Here is a 16932-nt window from a genome sequence, read left to right as displayed (position 1 = left end):
ATGTAGCTATTTTTGCCAAAACACCTTCCAAAATACAAATAACTGGATTTCATGTAGCTAATTGTGCTCATTTTACTTTAAACTAACCATTCCTTTGAAATTAGCTGTAGATTTTCCATCTAATCATAAATTCGGGTCTGAAACGAGGAAATTAACTGTATGTTTTCCATTTATTGATGGACAGCTAGGTGGTCAGAGGTGTATCATTTTTTATTTTGTTGGCGGTTCKKGGTTCGGGTTTCGGGTTCGGTTGTTGGAGTGCTGCTCAGGGTTCGCGCGGTTTGCGCTTAGGCAGCAGCAGCTAGTGGTCCCTCCAAATTCCACAAAAAAACCACCGCTGCTACCAGCGATGGTCCCTTTTACAACTTGCTTACAAACCGCTGAAGTCGATCCAGCGATTGCTCCAGCACTTCCTGTGCATAGGCATATGAAATCCGGATGTAGCCTTCCCCGTAGGAAGTGAAAGCATCTCCCGGCACGACAGCAACATGCTCTTCATGCAGCAGCCTCATCGCAAATTCTTGCGATGTTAAACCGAACTTTGCAATGGACGGGAACAAATAGAAAGCGCCATCCGGCTTCTCTAGTTCAATCCCCATTGCGATCAAACGATCGTAGACATAATCCCGACGAGCTACATAAGCTTCACGCATCGGAAGTGCATCATCGATCCCTACCGTCAAAGCCTCCAAAGCGGCATACTGGCTCACTGAGCTAGCACAAGTCACATTATATTGGTGCACCTTCACCATATGTGCTGTGAGGTACGCAGGAGCCATTGTAAACCCTACACGCCAACCTGTCATGGCATGAGATTTGGACAAGCCATTAATGACGATTGTCTTTTCGCGTAACTTGCCGACTGTCGCAATGGAACGATGCTGAACCCCATACACCAACTCGCTATAGATTTCGTCGGATAAAATAAATAGCTCCCGGTCTGCCAATAACTCGGCCAAGTCAGCAATTTCCTTCTCTGTGAGCACCTGACCTGTCGGGTTTGACGGATAACATAGAATAACACAACGTGTTTTCTCTGTTAGGTATGGTGCCAATAGCTCAGCTGTTAATTTCAAGCCATTCTTTCTTGTATCCACATAGACAGGAACGCCACCCGCTAAGTGAATCAAAGGCTCATATCCAGGATAAATCGGAGCTGGAATGATGACCTCTGCGCCTGGTGTCAAAATCGTCCGCAACGTGATATCAACCGCTTGACTAGCACCTGCTGTGACGATAATCTCATCCGCCGCGCGATACTCCTGGCCATACTTGACCTTCACAAAATTAGAAACAGCTTCTCTAAGCTCGATTAAACCAGGGTTTTGCGTATAGACCGTTTTGTTTTGATCCAAAGCTCTTTGTCCCGCTTCGATAATATGCCGCGGCGTAGGGAAATCAGGCTGTCCGATCGTTAAGGTCAAAGCTCCAGGAATCGTGCTGACTAGATTCGAAATTTTACGAATACCTGATATTTGAATATCTTTGACTTGCGGGTTAATCAAATGCTCCAACATGAGTAGCTCTCCTCTCTCCATTCGAAATAAATGGCTACGCCGTCCTTCTTGGACGGAAGCATTTATCCAGAAATATAACCAACTTATATTGTGAAACATATAAATTTTTATATTTGAACAAGAACTATGTTGTCCGTATCGTTGATATGAGGTTCTCCATATCAGGAGGAATTGGCGCTTCGAACTGCATCCATTCCCCTGTTCGTGGATGTGTAAAACCTAGAATAGCCGCATGTAAGGCTTGACCATCCATCAACATGCCTTTGCTTTTGCCATACATCGGATCCCCAACTAACGGATGGCCTATGAATTTCATGTGCACGCGAATTTGGTGCGTACGCCCCGTTTCCAGCTTTAACTCAACTAAAGTAAAGTCACCAAACCGTTCGATAACGACGAAGTGCGTTACTGCGGTTTTGCTATTTTTCTCCGTAACGGTATACATCTTACGATCATGAGAATCGCGTCCAATCGGCGCATCGATCGTCCCTTGATCATGTTGAATATATCCGTGTACCAATGCAATGTATTTGCGATTAACCGTGTGTGCCTTCAATTGCTCAGCAAGGCTTGCGTGAGCCTTATCATTTTTGGCTGACATGATTAAGCCTGAGGTGTCCTTGTCAATTCGGTGCACAATACCTGGGCGAAGCTCACCATTAATGCCAGATAAGTCCTTGCAGTGGTACATTAACGCATTCACTAAGGTGCCCGAGTAATGTCCAGGCGCTGGATGAACTACGAGTCCACGCTGTTTGTTGATAACGATCACATCACTGTCCTCGTATACAACAGTCAGAGGAATGTTTTCAKCCAGCAACTCCACGCCTTGAGGCTCTGGAACCACTAACGCAATCACATCATGCAGAGACAATTTATAATTAGGCTTTACTGCTTTCCCATTCACCTTAACATGACCATCTTTGACCCACTGTTGGACAAGTGTTCGAGAAATATCTTCTTCCAACGCTTCTGTAATAAATTTATCGATCCGTTCGTTGGCAAACTGATTTTCAACCGTCCATTCAATTGGCTCTTGAGTCACGGACTCAGGTGAGGTCTGGTTTGTGTTCATGTGTTGCTCCTTTTTTCTCTTTTCGTGAAGCTAGAATCGATTCAATGAAGATCAGGATAACCCCGACAACGATACATGAATCCGCTACATTGAAAATTGGGAAGATATAATCGACTTCCTTGCCAAAGAAGTTAAAATCAAAGGTAAACTGGAAGAAATCCACAACTTCTGCGAACAAAGCACGGTCTACGAAATTACCGAATGCTCCTCCAAAAAGTAAACACAACGCGAATGGAAGCAACACTTTGCCTTCACGAATGGTGCGCTGCATGTACCAAACAATACCGCACAGCACAAGTATAGTAACAATGATGAAAAACCAACGTTGATTTTGTAAAATACCGAAGGCCGCACCACGGTTACGATGGGATGTAATCATGAAAAAATCCCCAATGACAGGACGCTCTTCGCCGAGCGGTACTTTTTTCACAATGATCCATTTCGTAACTTGATCAAGAATAAATGCAAGAAGTGCATACAGGTAATATTTCAAATATTTCATCTAAGAGTACCTCCTACATTGTGAAAAGCTTGTACATTCCTATTTTTCAAGGAATTACCTCACTAAAAAAAGCGGTCTATCGGCATCATAAACGGTATGAATGAGCTGTTAGAAGGGAGCTGTATGACCTATGAGCCATTTAACCGAAGAGCAATTACAATCCTTATATGTACAACTGTTGGAGGAAAAGGTTGCACTAGAAAAGCATTTCGCTTCAAATGATCAATTTGGACTCGCAAATTCATTCTCAGATTCCATAGGCGAGCTCTCCATGTACGATAATCATCCCGGTGATATCGGGTCCGAAGTTTTTGAACGAGCGAAAGACATTTCGCTTAATGAACACGCAGAGATGCATTTACAACAAGTCAATGAAGCTTTAGCTCGTATGGAAAGTGGCGATTATGGCGTTTGTATTTTTAGCCACCAACCCATACCGTATGAGCGCCTGCAAGCCATTCCCACAACTTTGTACAGCATAGAACATGTGCCTGATCCCGACCAATCGTTCCGACGTCCTGTTGAAGAGCAGGTTCTTTATCCACCGTTCGGGCGTACGAGCTTCGATGAGAAAAACAACGAAACAGAATTTGATGGTGAAGATGCCTGGCAAATCGTTGAAAGCTGGGGAACTTCAAATACCCCCGCTTTCGCAGAAAGCAACCAAGTAGAAAGCTACAATGACATGTACATTGAAGCCGACGAGTTAGAAGGCTATGTAGAGTCATTCGAAAGCTTTGTAGCCACTGATCTCTATGGTGAACATGTTACCATTGTACGAAGTAAAGCCTATAACGAGTATATGCACAGCGATGAAGGCGATCCTTTTCTTGAACCCGAAAGAACTGCCGATTTAGACGATGAATAAATACAAGAAATGACCCTGATTAAAAACAGGACAAACGAGCTTCGCATGTCGCGCAAGCTCGTTTGGTTCCTCTACTCGTGATAATGAGCAGACACAACATCATTACATCTGACGCAGAGTGTTGGATGCTCCTTACTGTGCCCAACCTCTGGCGTTACTATCCAACAACGTTCACATTTCTCACCGCCTGCAACAGCGATGGCAATGGCAACATCTTTGGACTGAAGTGCACCTTCTGGTACAGAAGTACCGACGGGGTGAAGGTTAACAGCGGATACGATGAACAACTGATCCAATTGCACGAATTGTGTCAACAAAGCAAACATCGCTTCATTTGGATACAAATTCACGGCTGCCCCCAAGGAATTACCAATGACTTTCTCCTTACGCGCTTCTTCTAGCGCCTTCAGCACGTCATCACGTACTTCCAAGAAGGAATTCCATTTAATCTCCAACTCTTCGTTATAAACACTCGTTTCTACTTCCGGTAATTCAGCAAGTTGCACTGAGCTTAAATCTACACCTGGAATGTATTTCCAAACTTCATCCGCAGTATGAGGAAGAATCGGTGAAATAAGCTTCGTAATCGCAGTCAAAGCAGCGTATAGCACGGTTTGTGACGCTTTACGTGCCGGATCMTCAGCCGCATTCGCATACAGACGATCTTTGATGATATCCAAATAAAAGGAACTCATTTCTACCGCACAGAAGTGGTGAATTGTTTGATACACAACATGGAATTCGTAGGCTTCATAAGCTTTAATAACTTTCTCGATCATGCGGTTCAAACGAATCAACGCATAGCGATCAAGTTCGGATAGTCTCGCATAAGCAACACGATCTGTAGCCGGATTGTACTGACTCAAATTCCCAAGTAGGAAGCGCATAGTGTTACGAATTTTACGATATACCTCAGTCGTTTGGTTCAAAATATTGTCCGAAATTCGGTGATCGGATTGATAATCCACGGAGGAAACCCATAGACGAAGAATATCAGCGCCTAATTTGCCACAAACCACATTCGGATCAATCGTGTTACCGATGGATTTGGACATTTTGCGCCCTTCGCCATCTAGTGTAAAGCCATGACTCAGAATGCCTTTATACGGCGATTTCTCTCTCGTTGCTACACCAGTGATCAGGGAAGAGTTGAACCAACCACGATACTGGTCTGAACCTTCTAGATACAAATCAGCAGGCCATTGAAGTTCTGGACGCGACTCGAGAACCGCAACATGACTGGAACCGGAATCAAACCATACGTCCATAATGTCTGTCTCTTTGCGGAATTCACCGTGACCACATTTGGTACAGCTAGTGCCGTGTGGAAGTAGATCCTTCTCATCCTTGATGAACCAAGCATTCGAACCTTCTTGCTCGAATAACTGGGCAACATGTTCAATTGTTTGCTCGTTAACAAGTGGCTCATTACAGCTGCGGCAGTAGAAAATAGGAATCGGAACGCCCCACGCCCGCTGTCTGGAAATACACCAGTCTCCACGATCAGCGATCATGTTGTGTAGGCGTACTTCGCCCCACTCTGGCGTCCATTTCACTTGCTTGATTTCATCCAGCATCTCTTGTCTGAACTTATCGATCGACGCAAACCATTGCTCCGTAGCACGATAAATAACAGGCTTTTTCGTACGCCAGTCGTGTGCATATTGATGCTGAATGTCAGCAGCTTTTAACAAAAGACCGTTCTCTTGCAGCTTCTCAATGATCAGCTTGCCGCCTTTTTCATAGAACAAGCCTTCATACCCTGGTGCTTCAGCCGTAAAATGTCCTTGATCGTCAACAGGACACAACACGCCAATGTTATATCTTTGACCGATAGCGAAGTCGTCTTCCCCGTGTCCAGGAGCTGTGTGAACACAACCTGTACCCGCTTCTAGTGTCACGTGCTCGCCAACCATAACAAGAGATTCGCGATCGTAGAAAGGATGTTGGCAAGTAACAAACTCCAACTCACTACCTTTTACTGTCGATAATACCTCGTATTCACTCCAGCCGATTTCTTTCGCAGCTGTTGCAAGAAGACCTTGTGCCAGCACATATTTCTTCCCATTCGCTTGAACTACTGCGTACTCGAATTCAGGGTGTAAGGAAATACCTAAGTTCGCTGGTAATGTCCAAGCTGTCGTTGTCCAAATGACGATGGCAGCATCTTCTGGAAGCTTGCCTTTGCCATCCTTTACTGGAAAAGCGACGTAAATGGATGTTGAAGTTTTCTCTTTGTACTCGATTTCTGCTTCAGCCAATGCGCTCTCAGACGATGGGGACCAGTACACAGGCTTCAAGCCTTTGTAAACGAAGCCCTTCTGTACCATCGTACCGAAGACACGAATCTGTTGAGCTTCGTATCCAGGTTGTAGCGTGATATACGRATTTTTCCAATCTCCGCGGATACCAAGGCGTTGGAATTGACTCTTCTGCTTCTCAACGGACTGCAAGGCGTATTCTTTGCAATATTCACGGAACTCGGGAACCGTCATCTTCTTACGATCGACTTTCCCGCTGTTCGTAATCACTTGCTCGATTGGCAAGCCATGTGTATCCCAACCTGGCACATACGGCGCGTCGAAGCCTTGCAGTGTTTTAAAACGTACGATAATATCCTTTAGCACTTTGTTTAGTGCGTGACCGATATGAATATCTCCATTCGCATAAGGAGGCCCATCATGTAAAATGAACTTCGTTCTCCCCTTACGACTTTCTTGTACCTTCGCATAAATGTCTTCTGCTTCCCAATGCTCTTGCATTTTCGGCTCTGCCTGCGGCAAATTACCTCTCATTGGGAATTCTGTTTGTAATAGGTTTAATGTTTTTCCATAATCCATCTTTACCACTCCACTCCTGGTTCAATCTATCCTAGTCTAAAAAAACAAAAAAAGCCTCTCATCCCAAAAGGGACGAGAAACTCAACTCGCGGTACCACCCTCGTTAAAAAGCCTCATGAACACGCGCCTAAAGGCGAGTCGAACAGAGCTTCTTCACTCGATCATGTGTAACGGCATGACCCGTTTCTCCCTACTTGGGTTCAAGAGACGCTCCTGGGGGATATTCGGTACGTTGCAGAGATTAGGCTCACACCACAACCCTAATTCGCTGACACTGCTCATAACGCCCTACTCGTTCCAGTCATAGCTTTATTGCGATACTTTTAACAGGAGTATACCCAATCTGACAAGCATAGTCAATATGATACCTGCCTACTGCTCCATGCCTACTCTTCCTTATGTTCAAACTGCATACTTTGCCAGCCTTCTGTATTCAGTAATTCAAGCTGTGCTTCAAGTAAAGTCCGAAAGCGCGTACGATAAATGGACGCTTGTTTCTTGAGTTCTTCGATCTCAAGAGCTACTTTGCGAGAACGCGTCAATGATTCGTTAATAATCCGATCCGCATTCTTCTCCGCTTCTTTCAGGATTAACTGCGCTTCTTTCTTCGAATTGCTTCTTACTTCATCCGCAGCCTCTTGAGCCACGATGATTGTTTTACTCAGCGATTCTTCAATATGCGTGAAGTGATCCAAACGCTCCTGCAAGGCCATCGATTGATTCTGCAAATCCTTATTCTCACGAATAAGCGCTTCATAATCCTTGATGACTTGATCTAGGAATTCATTCACTTGATCCTCATCATAACCACGAAACGAACGTGAAAACTCCTTATTATGTATATCTAGCGGTGTTAATGGCATCAGTGCCCCTCCTTAGCGTTTTGCGCAGCAAAACTGACTTCGTAAGCATAAGCTGAGCTCGTCTGAAAGCTAGCCTACACCCATGTCTATACAGTTCAGTTCGACAGAAAATTAGCAATTCCTGCAAAGTTCGTGGATAAATTATCCACGATCATGCAAACTTGCCAATCTTCACACGAATTCGACCTTTTTTCGATACGCCTTCCACTTCAAGCACTTTGAACCTACCAAAACCCTGTAAGGAGATCATATCGCCTTCTTTCAGTGGCTTGCTTGGATCTTCTTCTAACTTCCAGTTCACGCGGCAACGACCGGCTTGGATCGGTATTAATACTTTGGCTCGGCTAAGCCGGAATACATCGCTTACAATTCCGTCCATTCGCATGGAGGCAACGGATAGATGGAGCTCATCCAATTGCGCTTGCGCTACTTCCAGCTTATCTAAAGAGAGCAATTCCGTTTGGACATGTACTCTATGTACTTGTGATAAATTCAAATGCAAATAGTCTGCTGCATCTTGAGTCACCAAGCAATGGCAGCCACCCTCTATAACATGAATATCGCCAACCTTGTCCCGCTTCATGCCGAGTCCAAGAATGGCGCCCATGTAATCTCCGTGTTCTAACGTAAGAAATTTGCCATCCCCTGAGGATACAGCTAACACGGCCATCGCCATGTCTTCACTATCCAAGTTGCGGTAGTCAGGCGCAATAATAGCACGCTTACGCTCTGCTGCTTCATAGCCGCCATCCAGTCGGCAATGTACATCCGGGTGTCGGTTGACGAGTGAATTGAGTATGAAAGCCTGTCTGGGATCGAGGAAATCGGTTAACTTCACGGCATGCTGCTCGGCAGCTCGCTCAATCCAATCCCAGGCTTTATCAACAAAATGATGCTCGTCTTGGTGAAAATGTCCATAAATATCCTTCGTCAAGACTAGAAAATCCCCACGATGAAATCAAGAACAGCAAAGATACCCATGACGACAAATTTCAATGCAATCAACGCCACGATTGGCGAGAGGTCAATGAAACCGATGCTTGGTATGATTTTGCGGAATGGAGCCAAATACGGTTCAACCAGCTTCGAAAGCAGTCCACCGACAAAACTGCCACGTGCGTTTGGAAACCAAGATAAGATCAAGTAACCAATAATCATGAAATAATAAATTTCTGTCAAAACGCTTAAAAAAGAGTAAACGTTATCCACGTTGTTTCCCACCTCTGTCTATGTGTTTGGGGATATGCGTCTATTCCTCGCCCATCATCTCAGAGATATGACCATGAATATCTACTGAGTCTGGTGTACAGAGAAAAATATTCGGTCCAAGCTTAGAGATAGACCCATTCAATGCGTAAACCGTACCACTCAAGAAATCTACAATTCGGATTGCTTGATCGCCGCGAACTCGTTGCAAATTAACGACAACCGCTCTACGAGCACGTAGATGGTCTGCAATGTCTTGTGTTTCCTCATAAGTGCGAGGTTCACTAAGCACAACGCGTGAATTCTTCTGTGAATGAATACTGACGACATTCGCCTTATTTTTATTACGTAATTCGTATGGATTGGTTTCAGGTTCTTCTGTTGATTCTACAATCCGTTCACGCTCTACAATTTCTTCCTCTTCCTGAAGTCCCAGAAAGTTCATAAATCGGTTATACACACCCATAGCGCTTCCCTCCTATCGAAATCATACACATCGGAATCCAGTTCCTCATGCCCTTAGCCTTCTTTGCCTACTAATACAGTACCCAAACGAACCCAAGTTGCACCTTCTTGAATGGCCACATCGAAGTCGCCTGACATCCCCATGGAGAGCTCTTTCACTTCATAAGGGAACAACTTACGTTCATTCAATTGATCCCGAAGCTCACGTAATCCTCGAAAAACAGGTCTCGTTTCTTCCGATTCTAACTCATAAGGGGCCATCGTCATCAATCCGCATACACGAATATGAGCAAGCTTGCTTACTTCTTCAGCAAATTGAAAGAAATCTTGAGGCGATACGCCATATTTCGAAGCTTCACCAGAAATGTTCACTTGCAAGAAACAATTGACTTCTATTCCCAAACCAGCAGCTTGCTTGTCTAACTCTTTCGCTAGCGACATCCGATCTAATGAATGAATATAAGCGAATTTGCCAATGACATCCTTCACCTTATTCGTCTGCAAATGTCCTAGAAAATGCCATGTACCACGCTCATGCAAAGCTTCCCACTTCGGCTTTACATCTTGCCAACGATTTTCCCCAATATGATGTAGACCGGTATTCAATACTTGTTCTGTCGTTTCTAAAGATACATATTTGGTTACTGCGATGATCTTAATGTCATTTTCTTGACGGCCTGACTCCCGACATACGGTTGCTATCCGAGCTTCAACCTCTTGTTTGCGTTCCAATACGCTCATTCTCTCTACACCTCAATTCAAACACGCTGCCTGTTCCTGTTCCTTAGGGGTGAAGACCAATCCAAGCGATCATTCGCCCTGTGGAACCCCCTTCCTTTCGATGCGAAAAGAAGAGTTCAGTTCGACAACTCGTACATAACTGAGTTACTTCGATATGGGACGACAAAATTCCTGCTTGCTCGATCAATTTCTGATTTAATAATTGCAAATTCAACATGTACTTCCCGTTGCCTTTATCGGTAATAATAGCATCTTGTTCCTCGGCCGATATCTGCGTTTCCTCAAAAACCAACATAACACGCGATGCGACCGTCTGATCAACCTCATAACAACAGGCGCCAATTGAGGGTCCTATTGCTGCTCGGATATCCCCTGGCTGACTACCAAAAGTATGTGTCATTAAGGATATTGTAGCCATGGAAATGTTTAACACAGTACCTTTCCAACCTGCATGGGCAAGACCCACCACACGCTGAACGGGATCATAGAAAAATAACGGCACACAATCCGCAAATTGCGCACAGAGTACGATGCCTTTCTCCTTTGTTATAAATCCATCCTTCGCTTGAAGAGCTGTTTCTCTACGATCACGCCCCATGCCCTGCTCGTTCAGACTGACGATAGCAATGTCTTTCCCGTGTACCTGCTCCGCATATGTAAAAGATGTAAATGGCTGTCCTACAGCGTCTGCAACGCGCTCTCGATTACGCACGACATCCTCCTGGTTATCATTCACATGCAAACCGAGATTTAGCGTTGAAAAAGGGGCTTGACTTACTCCACCTAAACGAGAGCTGAAGCCGGCAGTAATCTCAGGAAATAATGACTTCCACGGAGCTATTGGTAAAAGGACTGGTTGATCCTCTTCTGAATGTAAGGACGGTTGTATGACAAATGGTTCCAATGCAAATCCCTCCAACCCTTTTTGTATATCTCTACTTTAGCACAAAATAAAAAGACACACGATGCCTGATCAGCTGCTCTAGTGCTGATACAGCGTCCCCGTGTGTCCAACGTCAATTTTTAAATTGACGATTAAACTCATATACCACTTCGGTGTCGTCCGTTTGTCGATATGGCCGTACGTCTTCTAGCTTAACGAGCACAACGTCTGCACCAATTTTCACGATATGCTTCCAAGGAATGATAACATCGGTCCCTGTTCCAAACAGTCCAAAAAATCGACTCTGATTCGGAACAACAATGGATTCGATTCGTCCTTGACGCAGGTCAAGCTCTAAATCACTGATTTGTCCAAGCTTTTTGCCGTCCACAATATTAATTACGTCCTTCGTCTGGAAATCAGATATTTTCATGAGGCCTATCACCACATATCTCATTAGAATTTGTACTGATTTTTTATTAGTATATGTGCCTTATGGGCAAAATGTCCTGTCAAACAAAAAAAGACCTTCACGGCTTGTCTACCAAGGCCGTTCCAGTCTTTGTTAATTGCACTTAGGATTTCACATGTTTCTGCATCTGACAAATAGCCGATTTCTCTAACCTTGAAACTTGTGCTTGAGAAATGCCTATCTCATCTGCCACTTCCATCTGGGTCTTCCCTTCAAAGAAGCGCATTGAAAGGATCATCTTTTCTCTAGCATTCAACTTATGCATCGCTTCTCGCAATGCGATACCCTCAATCCATGACATGTCTTTATTGCGCTCATCGCTTATTTGATCCATCACATAGATCGGATCGCCTCCATCATGATAAATGGGCTCAAATAAGGATACTGGATCTTGAATGGCATCAAGCGCGAACACAACATCTTCTTTCGGTACGTTCAAGGCTTCAGAAATTTCATAAATAGATGGCTCGCGTGAGTTTTGATTCGTTAGACTGTCTCTAACTTGCAACGCTTTGTAAGCAATATCTCTCAAGGAACGAGAAACGCGAATCGGGTTATTATCTCGTAAGTAGCGGCGTATCTCACCTATAATCATCGGTACAGCATAGGTCGAGAATTTGACATTTTGACTTAAATCAAAGTTATCAATGGCTTTCATCAAACCAATACAGCCAACTTGGAAGAGATCGTCCACATACTCTCCACGATTGTTGAACCGTTGAATCACACTCAGTACCAACCTTAAATTGCCATTGACCAATTTCTCTCTTGCAGTTCGTTCCTGTTTTGTTTGCAGGTCAGTGAACAACTCACGCATCTCTGCATTGGTTAGCACAGGCAGTTTAGCGGTGTCAACTCCACATATCTCAACTTTATTTCGGGTCACCGTGATTACCTCCCAAGGAGAAACATTACTGTTAATTATCCCCGTGAGCGGTCGATTTATTCCTGTCCTATCCCTTGCTCAGCCACTTGACAAAAGGGTACTGACTCGCTCCCTCCCGTGACACCTGAACAATTTCGACATTTACTGCCAAAAAAAAATTTCAGACCATCTTGTTAAACTCTTTGCGAAGCCGCTTAATAATCCGTTTTTCCAATCTAGAGATATACGATTGCGAAATACCTAACAGGTCTGCAACGTCTTTCTGAGTCTTTTCTTCCCCATCTTGCAACCCGAACCGCAGCTCCATGATAATACGCTCACGTTCACTAAGCTTATCAAGCGCCTTATGTAAAAGCTTCCGATCAACTTGTTCTTCGATATTGCGGTAAATGGTATCATTCTCTGTGCCTAATACATCAGACAATAGAAGCTCATTACCATCCCAATCAATATTCAACGGTTCATCAAACGATACTTCTGTTCGAATTTTACTATTTCTGCGCAAATACATCAGAATTTCATTCTCGATACAGCGTGATGCGTAGGTAGCCAGCTTAATTTTCTTCTCGGGGTCAAATGTGTTTACTGCTTTGATGAGACCAATCGCTCCAATTGAAACCAAGTCCTCGATGTTAATACCCGTATTCTCGAATTTTCTCGCTATATAGACAACCAATCTCAGGTTGCGTTCAATCAACATAGCTCGAATAGCTGCATCCCCAGATGGTAATTTTTCCAATAAGTATTCTTCTTCTTCACGAGTAAGCGGCGGTGGCAATGCTTCACTACCACCTATGTAATAGATTTCCTCACCTTTGAGTCCTAGCATCATCAAAATGCGATAATACGTTAGTTGAAAGAGCAGTTTCCACTTCAAGAACATGTTAGTTTCCTCCTAAGAGTTTTGCCATAGCAAAACTTTCATCGTAAGCTAAGCTGCGTTTTCCAATGGAAAACTGACTTTATAGTATTAAACCATGTACTGCCGTTGAACCTCTCATGAATCTTGTACTGACAACTTATCTTGAAACATTAGCCTGCTTGAATCAATGCAGGATGGATAATGGCTTGGTAGGAACCATCGCTGCACAGCTTCCCTCCGTCGAGCCCTATAAGCACCTTCGTTGCCTCCAATTGCGATTCATTATGAATAATCACCACCTTATCGGGTTTAATCGCCAGCATGAATTGCGTATTCCGGTTGACCCCACGGTAAGGTACGAGTCGCAAACGATCCTGCCAGATAAATTCCTCTACCCCTAAGCCGCTGATGATTTGATCCACATCTGATGAGCGTATCCTTTGCAGCCATTGCTCAGGCAGAACATCTCCCCATTCCGATACTTCCATAACCATAACGGGTGTTCGTGTCAATGGATCATACAGTTGGTTACCCGTATCGATCAACCCTTTGCAGGTTGCACTGAAATCCCCAATGTGAATCGTGACCTCGGCCAAATAGCTCGTCATAACCTCACGCTGCTTACTGCTTTGAAATACGGTTCTAAACCACCAGATGAGAGGAAGCAGCAGTAGGACCACAAACAAGATGCTGCCGATTTGAAATTGGAATACGGCGACACCAGATTGCGTAAATACGATTCCCTTCATAACATCCGAGGAAGAGGCAAGCACATAATGGATGCCGAACATCCCACCAGCAACAGCAAAATTGATGAGTAAAAAAGTTCCCATATTCCGCAATAAATTTTGTAAGGAACCGTAACCAAAAGCGGTCATAATCATACCTGTACAGAACATACATTTCACAGAAAATGTAAAAAGCAAGGTTGGAACTGGTAAAAACATCATAACGACATAAGAAGCCCCTAATGCTGCAGAAAGTGCAATTCTCCACCATGTGAACGCTATTTTCCGCGTTTTTGCAGTGACCAATAGTAACGCTGCATCCACCAGAAAGTTCAACAGGAAAATGAGATCCGCATAGACGACCATGCCATGCCTCACCTCCAAGAAGGGCACTATCTAGCAATTTCGTGACGAAACTTTAAGGTTCTAAATCAGTATATTGGATTCCAAGTTCAAAGTCTGTCTAAACATGCTAGTAGGATGCTACTTTTTTTGTCAGTTAGCGCGGGCTTGTCCACAGGAGAAAAGCTTACAGAACAACAAAAAACCGAAGCTTCTACATCAAGTAGGGCTTCGGTCTCTAGACAATTATTATGTAATTATTTGTCAGTATTGCGTCCGCGATTTCGTAAGAAAGTCGGAATATCTAATTGATCATTAGAAGGCTGTGCGCCAAATGGTTTAAGATTATTTAAGCGATTGTCAGGTGCTGACGTCTCTGGTTGTCCTGGTGAAACCGGACGTTTGATAGATTGATGAATCGGAGCCGCTTTATGCTCGAAACCAGTTGCAATAACCGTAACTAAGATCTCATCTTTTAATTTTTCATCGATAACAGCACCGAAAATCATATTTACCTCAATGTCAGAAGCAGATGCCACGATATCAGCAGCTTCATTCACTTCGTACAAGCTAAGGTTCATACCGCCTGTGATATTCATCAGAACACCACGAGCGCCTTCGATTGAAGTTTCCAACAAAGGACTAGAGATCGCTTTTTTCGCTGCTTCTGCCGCACGATTCTCACCTGTAGCTACCCCGATCCCCATAAGGGCGGAACCGCGTTCAGTCATAATCGTTTTAACGTCTGCAAAGTCCAAATTGATAAGTCCTGGTACTGCAATCAAATCAGAGATCCCTTGAACACCTTGGCGTAGAACATTATCCGCTTCGCGGAATGCTTCAAGCATCGGAGTCTTTTTGTCAACAATCTCAAGTAGACGATCATTCGGGATAATAATAAGTGTATCTACTTTCTCTTTCAATGCAGCAATCCCTTGCTCCGCTTGCAAAGAACGCTTACGTCCTTCGAAAGTAAACGGTCGCGTCACCACACCAACCGTAAGTGCGCCCACCTCTTTTGCGATTTCCGCAATGACTGGAGCAGCTCCTGTACCTGTACCGCCGCCCATACCTGCCGTTACGAACACCATATCTGCGCCGCGAAGCGTATTCAGAATCGTCTCCCTTGACTCTTCTGCTGCTTTCTTCCCGACTTCAGGATTTGCACCTGCACCAAGACCGCGGGTCAATTTATCGCCAATTTGCAATTTATGAACGGACTTGGCCAGATGAAGCGCCTGTGCATCCGTATTTACGGTAATAAATTCTACACCTTTAACACCGTTTTCAATCATGCGATTAACTGCATTGCTACCGCCGCCACCAACACCAATGACTTTAATTTGAGCCAATTGGTCTAAATCCATATCAAATTCAAACATATGAGCCATATCCCCCTAACTTAACGTTCACTAAATGAATTCACTGAAGAAATTTTTAACTCGATCAACCCAACCTGGCTTTTGACTATCGGAGGATTTTTTGGTAGTCTTTGCAGCCACTTTTTTGGTGATGCCTGAATTACGATTCTTCATGTATTTGGAGACGAATTGAATAATACCAACACCACTTGTGTAGGAAGGATCACGTACCCCGATGAAATCAGGCACTGCAATGCGTACAGATGTAGCCAGTTCGGATTGTGCAATCGCCAGTATACCTGGGATACAAACTGTTCCACCTGTAAGTACATACCCACCTGCAAGATTTCCAAATCCCAAACGGTGAACTTCGGCACGAATTAATTGAAAAATCTCTTCGACACGAGGTTCAACGATATTTGCAAGATCAACCTGAGAGAACTCTTTTTCAACATTGCTGCCCATTCTCGTCACTTTAAACACTTGATCAGGCGCGGAATCATCAACGGATGCACAGCCATATTTCAATTTGATCTTCTCAGCAATTTCCAACTGCGTATGTAAGCCAATAGAAATATCATTGCTGATAAATTCTCCGCCAATCTGAATCGTTGACGTTGCAACTAAATTACCCTCGTCGAAGACAGCAATCGTCGTTGCTCCAGCTCCAATATCAACCAATACGGTCCCTACAGCCTTCTCATCTTTGGAAAGTGCCAAATTACCAGATGCGAGCGACATTAGAATAAGTCCTGCAACTTTCAGTTCGGATTTTTCCACAACACGCATTAAATTATGTATGCCCGTTTTCGCTCCAGTAATAATCGTCGCTTCAACTTCCAAACGAACACCGATCATTCCGCGTGGATCATTAATACCTTCTTGCCCATCAACCAAATATTGCTTAGGTACAACTCCAACTATTTCACGTTCGGGAGGTAATGCGATGACCCTAGCCGCTTGAATGACGCGATCAATATCTTCTTCTCCGATTTCACGGTCCTCATTTGAAACAGCAACTACGCCGTGACTTGATTGAAGAGAAATATGATTTCCTGAAATTCCAACGTAAACCTCGGAAATTTGTATACCGACCATTCGTTCAGCATGATCAATGGCACTTCGAATTGAATGTACCGTTTGATCAATGTCAACGATTGCGCCTTTACGAATACCCTCTGACTCGGCAGATCCCACTCCTATTATATTAATGGTTCCGTTAACAACTTCCCCAATAATAGCTCGAACTTTGGATGTACCGATGTCTAAACTAACAATGATATCATTGTTGCTCAAGCCCCTGGCACCTCCTGTAACTTAG

The 16932-nt window shown here is 44.0% G+C and carries 17 protein-coding genes and 1 other annotated feature; of the genes, 1 reads left to right on the top strand and 16 read right to left on the bottom strand.

The features are described 5' to 3' along the window. Positions 1–359: 359 nt before the first annotated feature. The 3 genes from AB4114_RS14060 to lspA form a co-directional block, all read right to left on the bottom strand. Positions 360–1514: an aminotransferase A gene (locus AB4114_RS14060; RefSeq protein ID WP_441989123.1), complete on the bottom strand. Its 1155-nt coding sequence runs from the start codon at positions 1512–1514 to the stop codon at positions 360–362. Between the two features lie 127 nt (positions 1515–1641). Then, positions 1642–2592, bottom strand: coding sequence for an RluA family pseudouridine synthase (locus tag AB4114_RS14055; protein ID WP_441989012.1), 951 nt, complete (start codon positions 2590–2592; stop codon positions 1642–1644). Further along, on the bottom strand, positions 2567–3085 hold the full coding sequence (gene lspA / locus AB4114_RS14050; RefSeq protein WP_436242956.1) for a signal peptidase II: 519 nt from the start codon (positions 3083–3085) through the stop codon (positions 2567–2569). Before lspA ends, AB4114_RS14055 begins: the two co-directional genes overlap by 26 nt. A gap of 139 nt (positions 3086–3224) precedes the next feature. On the opposite strand from lspA, the gene AB4114_RS14045 reads away from it, so the two are divergent. Continuing rightward, the gene (locus AB4114_RS14045) at positions 3225–3962 is read left to right on the top strand and encodes a molecular chaperone DnaK (protein WP_171635343.1); all 738 of its coding nucleotides are present in this window, start codon (positions 3225–3227) and stop codon (positions 3960–3962) included. 71 nt (positions 3963–4033) lie between these two features. Here the strand turns inward: AB4114_RS14045 and ileS are convergent, their stop codons facing one another. The 13 genes from ileS to ftsA form a co-directional block, all read right to left on the bottom strand. Next, positions 4034–6802 (bottom strand): isoleucine--tRNA ligase, encoded by a 2769-nt coding sequence (gene ileS / locus AB4114_RS14040; RefSeq protein WP_441989011.1) that lies wholly within the window; start codon positions 6800–6802, stop codon positions 4034–4036. Positions 6803–6867: 65 nt separating this feature from the next. Then, positions 6868–7116: a binding site (T-box leader), on the bottom strand. Between the two features lie 72 nt (positions 7117–7188). Beyond that, complete coding sequence (locus AB4114_RS14035; RefSeq protein WP_171635339.1) at positions 7189–7665, bottom strand: DivIVA domain-containing protein; 477 nt, start codon at positions 7663–7665, stop codon at positions 7189–7191. Positions 7666–7816: 151 nt separating this feature from the next. After that, positions 7817–8599, bottom strand: a complete 783-nt coding sequence (locus AB4114_RS14030; RefSeq protein WP_441989010.1) for an RNA-binding protein — start codon at positions 8597–8599, stop codon at positions 7817–7819. A gap of 2 nt (positions 8600–8601) precedes the next feature. Beyond that, positions 8602–8874, bottom strand: a complete 273-nt coding sequence (locus AB4114_RS14025; RefSeq protein ID WP_157256863.1) for a YggT family protein — start codon at positions 8872–8874, stop codon at positions 8602–8604. Positions 8875–8914: 40 nt separating this feature from the next. Continuing rightward, positions 8915–9337 (bottom strand): cell division protein SepF, encoded by a 423-nt coding sequence (locus AB4114_RS14020; RefSeq protein ID WP_441989009.1) that lies wholly within the window; start codon positions 9335–9337, stop codon positions 8915–8917. A 53-nt stretch (positions 9338–9390) separates the two neighbouring features. Continuing rightward, positions 9391–10077, bottom strand: a complete 687-nt coding sequence (locus AB4114_RS14015; RefSeq protein ID WP_441989008.1) for a YggS family pyridoxal phosphate-dependent enzyme — start codon at positions 10075–10077, stop codon at positions 9391–9393. Positions 10078–10120: 43 nt separating this feature from the next. Continuing rightward, positions 10121–10981, bottom strand: coding sequence for a peptidoglycan editing factor PgeF (gene pgeF / locus AB4114_RS14010; protein ID WP_441989007.1), 861 nt, complete (start codon positions 10979–10981; stop codon positions 10121–10123). A gap of 112 nt (positions 10982–11093) precedes the next feature. Next, a complete protein-coding gene (locus AB4114_RS14005) occupies positions 11094–11393 on the bottom strand; it encodes a YlmC/YmxH family sporulation protein (protein WP_056612638.1) in 300 nt (99 codons plus the stop codon). Positions 11394–11535: 142 nt separating this feature from the next. Then, positions 11536–12318: an RNA polymerase sporulation sigma factor SigG gene (gene sigG / locus AB4114_RS14000; protein WP_056612640.1), complete on the bottom strand. Its 783-nt coding sequence runs from the start codon at positions 12316–12318 to the stop codon at positions 11536–11538. A gap of 160 nt (positions 12319–12478) precedes the next feature. Further along, a complete protein-coding gene (gene sigE / locus AB4114_RS13995; protein WP_171635332.1) occupies positions 12479–13201 on the bottom strand; it encodes an RNA polymerase sporulation sigma factor SigE in 723 nt (240 codons plus the stop codon). Between the two features lie 149 nt (positions 13202–13350). After that, complete coding sequence (gene spoIIGA, locus AB4114_RS13990; RefSeq protein WP_441989006.1) at positions 13351–14274, bottom strand: sigma-E processing peptidase SpoIIGA; 924 nt, start codon at positions 14272–14274, stop codon at positions 13351–13353. Positions 14275–14507: 233 nt separating this feature from the next. Then, a complete protein-coding gene (gene ftsZ, locus AB4114_RS13985; protein WP_436235902.1) occupies positions 14508–15632 on the bottom strand; it encodes a cell division protein FtsZ in 1125 nt (374 codons plus the stop codon). A gap of 30 nt (positions 15633–15662) precedes the next feature. Then, a complete protein-coding gene (ftsA, locus tag AB4114_RS13980; RefSeq protein WP_441989005.1) occupies positions 15663–16907 on the bottom strand; it encodes a cell division protein FtsA in 1245 nt (414 codons plus the stop codon). Positions 16908–16932 lie beyond the last annotated feature (25 nt).

The organism is Paenibacillus sp. 2RAB27, from assembly GCF_052115445.1.
Lineage (GTDB): Bacteria > Bacillota > Bacilli > Paenibacillales > NBRC-103111 > Paenibacillus_E.
This window is presented reverse-complemented; position numbering and strand designations above follow the sequence as displayed.

Excerpts from the sequence above, each read along its gene's own strand:
- AB4114_RS14045 (WP_171635343.1), top strand. The coding sequence starts at position 3,225 with ATGAGCCATTTAACCGAAGAGCAATTACAATCCTTATATGTACAACTG.
- AB4114_RS14005 (WP_056612638.1), bottom strand. The coding sequence starts at position 11,393 with ATGAAAATATCTGATTTCCAGACGAAGGACGTAATTAATATTGTGGAC.
- AB4114_RS14035 (WP_171635339.1), bottom strand. The coding sequence starts at position 7,665 with ATGCCATTAACACCGCTAGATATACATAATAAGGAGTTTTCACGTTCG.
- ftsZ (WP_436235902.1), bottom strand. The coding sequence starts at position 15,632 with ATGTTTGAATTTGATATGGATTTAGACCAATTGGCTCAAATTAAAGTC.
- spoIIGA (WP_441989006.1), bottom strand. The coding sequence starts at position 14,274 with ATGGTCGTCTATGCGGATCTCATTTTCCTGTTGAACTTTCTGGTGGAT.
- AB4114_RS14020 (WP_441989009.1), bottom strand. The coding sequence starts at position 9,337 with ATGGGTGTGTATAACCGATTTATGAACTTTCTGGGACTTCAGGAAGAG.
- AB4114_RS14015 (WP_441989008.1), bottom strand. The coding sequence starts at position 10,077 with ATGAGCGTATTGGAACGCAAACAAGAGGTTGAAGCTCGGATAGCAACC.
- sigE (WP_171635332.1), bottom strand. The coding sequence starts at position 13,201 with ATGTTCTTGAAGTGGAAACTGCTCTTTCAACTAACGTATTATCGCATT.